The organism is Muribaculum sp., from assembly GCF_029051885.1.
Classification (GTDB): Bacteria; Bacteroidota; Bacteroidia; order Bacteroidales; family Muribaculaceae; genus Muribaculum.
Map to the genome: position 1 here is coordinate 1 of NZ_JAIDKI010000201.1, position 3790 is coordinate 3790.

4 protein-coding genes are annotated in these 3790 nt (G+C 54.2%); all 4 read right to left on the minus strand.

The window, feature by feature from the left end; all coding sequences use genetic code 11:
- Positions 1-341, minus strand: a 341-nt coding sequence (locus tag K2I50_RS08415) for an NUDIX hydrolase (RefSeq protein WP_301025888.1), incomplete at its 3' end; no start/stop codon positions are given.
- 34 nt (positions 342-375) lie between these two features.
- Positions 376-2469: a DNA topoisomerase 3 gene (locus K2I50_RS08420; protein WP_301025889.1), complete on the minus strand. Its 2094-nt coding sequence runs from the start codon at positions 2467-2469 to the stop codon at positions 376-378.
- On the minus strand, positions 2466-2885 hold the full coding sequence (locus K2I50_RS08425; RefSeq protein WP_301025890.1) for a hypothetical protein: 420 nt from the start codon (positions 2883-2885) through the stop codon (positions 2466-2468). Before K2I50_RS08425 ends, K2I50_RS08420 begins: the two co-directional genes overlap by 4 nt.
- A complete protein-coding gene (gene mazG, locus K2I50_RS08430; protein WP_301025891.1) occupies positions 2882-3691 on the minus strand; it encodes a nucleoside triphosphate pyrophosphohydrolase in 810 nt (269 codons plus the stop codon). Before mazG ends, K2I50_RS08425 begins: the two co-directional genes overlap by 4 nt.
- Between the last annotated feature and the right edge of the window lie 99 nt (positions 3692-3790).

Sequence of the window (3790 nt, forward strand, 5' to 3'; positions counted from 1 at the left end):
ATAAGTTCACTCTCGCGTTCGGAACAGAAATCATATGGCGGCAAAGCACAGGATTCAAAATCGGTCAGCACAAGTTCTTCACGCGCCTCACGCCGGAGAGCCTCATCTACACTCTCACCAAAGTCCACATGCCCGCCCACGGCTGTATCCCATTTTCCGGGCTGTATATCTTTGGTCATGGCTCTTTTCTGTAGATATAACGTATGGTCAGGCCCTACGACATGCAGATGAACCACAGGATGAAGCAGCATCGAGCCGCCATGACACTCACCACGCGTGGCCTTTCCTACAACTCTACCATCGGGCTCTACCACCGGAAATATCTCATCATTCGTACTCATACAGTATAATATTATTATTCAGTTGCCGGCGGAATCATTTGACCGACTTCTTGGGATACGCTTTCTTTACCATATCGCGCAGCTTACCGGGTGTCAGTTCCGGAGAATATTGTTCGAAATCAAGACGCAACGTACACCCTTCCCTGAAACGACTGCACCCATAGGCCGTGCGTCCCTTGAGCAGATGCCCTTCGCCACACAACGGACAGACAATCTCTTCGATACTCTTAATACGCGGAGCGCGCGGCTTTGGAGGCTTTGGAGCCTCAGCTACGGCTGCACCGGCGGCACTTCCTCCGCCCTTACCTCCCGAAGGAGCGGCACCGGTATCAATCCTACGCATCGAGTTGTCGCTCAGCACATTGTGTACTATCTGCACCATAAGGTCTTTAAGCTCGGCGATAAACTCGGCCGCAGAAAACTCGCCGCGCTCGATACGACGCAGTTTGTTCTCCCAAAGGCCGGTAAGTTTGGCGCTTTTCAGCAATTCCTCATTAATAGTAGCTATCAGCTCGATTCCGGCAGGAAGAGCCGTGATACTCTTACCCTTGCGTGCGATATAATGCCGCTTGAACAGAGTCTCGATTATGGCCGCACGTGTCGACGGACGTCCGATACCGTTTTCTTTCATAGCTTCCCGCAAATCCTCGTCATCAACCGTCTTTCCGGCCGACTCCATGGCGCGCAGAAGCGTACCTTCAGTATATAGCTTTGGAGGCTGAGTCTGCTTTTTTGTGACAGAAGGAGCATGCGGGCCCGACTCACCGACAACAAACGGAGGGAGGATACCGTCGGCAGAATCACCTCCGGAAGCCTCGCCCTGCTCCTGTGTCTTCTTATCCTTGTCGGCAAAAAGCGCACGCCACCCCGGGCTTTCTATCACCTTTCCCGTTGCCTTGAAAGCGACATCGGCGGCATCGGCCATCACAGTAGTCTGACGGAACTGACAGTCGGGATAGAACGCGGCGATAAAGCGCATCGCTACAAGATGATACAAGTCGCGCTCACGTCCCACAAGAGCCGACGGCGACTGCCCCGTAGGAATAATCGCGTGGTGGTCAGTTACCTTGGAGTTGTCAAACACCTTTTTCGATTTAGGCAGCTTCGTGGCAAGCACAGGTTCGGTCCAGCGGGAATATGGAGTCATACGCCGCATGATATCTGGCACCTTCGGGTATATATCATCACTCAGATAGGTGGTGTCGACACGCGGATATGTGGTCACCTTCTTCTCATAAAGCGACTGGATGGTCTTGAGTGTGTCGTCGGCTGTCCAGCCCCACTTGCGGTTACACTCTACCTGAAGCGAAGTAAGGTCAAACAATCGCGGAGGAGCCTCTCGCCCTTTCTTGTCGGTCACATCGCGTATCACAAGCGGCACGGCCGAGATACGGTCGACCACAGCCTGAGCCTCGGCCTCAGTCTTGAACCGCCCTTCGACAGCGCTGAATGTGGCCTCGCGATACAGCGTCTTGAGCTCCCAGTAATCCTGAGGAGTAAAATTGTCTATCTCATTCTGCCGCTGCACTATAAGCGCAAGAGTGGGAGTCTGCACACGCCCAATCGACAGGACATTGCCAGGCGACGAATACTTGAGCGAATAAAGCCGGGTGCCGTTCATGCCGAGAATCCAGTCGCCTATGGCACGCGACAGGCCGGCATGATACAGCCGGTCATAATCGCTCTGAGGCTTCAGCTCCCGGAATCCCTCACGTATCGACTCATCGGTAAGCGAGCTGATCCACAGACGCCTTACCGGACATTTGGTCTCGGCGAGCTGCATAACCCAGCGCTGTATCAGCTCACCCTCCTGGCCGGCATCGCCACAGTTGATTACCTCGTCGGCCTCGGCGATAAGCGAGCGTATGACATTGAACTGACGCTCAATGCCCGCGTCGGGTATCAGCTTTATGCCAAACCGCTGCGGCAGCATAGGCAACGCACCGAGCGACCACCGCTTCCACAGGTCGGTATAATCGGCCGGCTCTTTGAGTGTACAGAGATGTCCGAAGGTCCACGTCACTCTATATCCGCCACCCTCGTAATATCCGTCGCGCTTCACGTCAGCCCCCAGTATGGCGGCGATATCCTTGGCTACCGACGGTTTCTCGGTAATACACACTTTCATGGCCGGTCAATACGCATCGTGTCGACTCCTCGCGGGGTATTTATCGTAATCACGCCGTCTCTTATCGGAGCCATCGCCTCAAAATCTATTTCCACCGCAATGACGCCATCTTCTTCCCACTGAAACCAGCGGCTGAAGTCAACGCCGTCGATATCGACAGCCTGATGCGCCATGTCGCCCGACGTCAGCGTAAGAGCGTCGATGCGCTGCGAGGTATGAGGCCGGCCGATAAGTTTTCCGTAGACGCGGGTAAGATCCCGGCGATAGTCTATACTGTCGACCACCAGAGTTATATGCTGCGACGCAGTAGTCCTGTACCGGCGTTCCACATGGGCCTGAGCCACAAGCACGGCAACAAAAAGCGCCACGACACAGCCCATAAATATGCCTACACGGCGTTTTCCCGAATTGCTCATTTCTGATTGTCTTGCCGTTTTACTTCAAGTGATTTAGCCTCGTCCCAAAGGGCATCCATCTCCTCAAGCGACATGTCGCGCAACGAACGTCCCTTCTCCATAGCCCCCTTCTCGACATAGCCGAAACGGGATATGAATTTCTGGTTGGTACGTTCAAGAGCGTTTTCCGGATTGATGCCGTACTTACGGGCTGCGTTGATTATGCTGAACAGCACATCGCCAAGCTCCGCCTCCATCCTCTCTCTGTCGCCCTCCAAGGCTTCGGCCTCAAATTCCGCGACCTCTTCCTTCACCTTGTCCCACACATCGGCATTATCATGCCAGTCAAACCCTACGTTGGCGGCCTTTTCCTGTATACGGTAGGCCTTTATAAGCGCGGGGAGCGACGACGGCACTCCGGCAAGCACCGTACGGTTGCCGCCCTTCTCCTTGAGCTTTATCTCCTCCCAGCGCTGTTCCACAGCATGGGAGTCGGCCGCTTTGGCCTCGCCAAACACATGTGGATGACGGAAAATCAGCTTGTTGTTGAGCGACGTGGCCACATCTCCGATGTCAAAAGCGCCCTTCTCCTCCCCTATCTTGGCATAGAAAAGTATATGAAGAAGGACATCGCCAAGTTCCTTGCAGATATTGGCGTTGTCCTCATTTAGAAGAGCCTCGCAGAGCTCATATGTTTCTTCGATTGTGTTAGGACGCAGCGACTGGTTGGTCTGCTTGCGATCCCACGGACACTCGACACGCAAGCGTTCAAGAGTGTCTATAACCCGGCCGATAGCCTCGATTTTTTCCTGACGGGAATGACTCATCTTTTGCAAGAGATTTCAATGACAGTGAGAATCAGATACTTTCCGGCAAACCGGCAACCTCTCCTTTCCCGGTTTCCACGCCAGCCAGACGGCCCTCGC